The 513-nt window shown below is 70.2% G+C and carries 1 protein-coding gene; it reads right to left on the reverse strand.

The features are described from left to right. Positions 1-388, reverse strand: a 388-nt coding sequence (locus tag CKO27_RS24160; protein ID WP_200377437.1) for an FAD-dependent oxidoreductase, incomplete at its 3' end; no start/stop codon positions are given. Positions 389-513: the final 125 nt, after the last annotated feature.

Genomic DNA, 513 nt, shown 5'->3' on the forward strand with positions numbered 1-513 from the left:
GCCCGTAGAGCGAATTGACGGTGTCCAGATTGATCGGGATCGGCAGCAGCCGGCCGTCGACGCTGGCCAGCACGCGGTGCTGATACGGCCGCCAGCGCGTGAAGCGCGAGAGGTGCTCGAACACCTCGGCCGAGTTGGTGTGGAAGATGTGCGGTCCGTAGGGGTGCACCAGCAGGCCGGCGGCGTCGTAGCGGTCGTAGGCGTTGCCGCCGACATGGGGGCGGCGTTCGACGACGAGCACACGCTCGCCGCCTTCGCTGGCCAGGCGCTCGGCGATCACGCTGCCGGCGAAGCCGGCACCGACGACCAGGGTGTCGAAGCCTTCGCCGTCGCGCGCCGACGGCGCCCCGATCTGGTCGTGGTAGCTCGTCGCGGGTTGGGGTGGCATCGGGGGCTTTCGGTACAGGAGTGTGAAGCCGCAGGGTGCAAACGGCATTCCCGCTGGGCGCCGGCCGCCGGGAACGGCTGTTGCCATGCCCGGCCATCGCCCCAGGGAGCACCCGATGTGGATGT

This window comes from Thiocystis violacea, assembly GCF_016583575.1.
GTDB classification, from domain to species: Bacteria; Pseudomonadota; Gammaproteobacteria; order Chromatiales; family Chromatiaceae; genus Thiocystis; species Thiocystis violacea.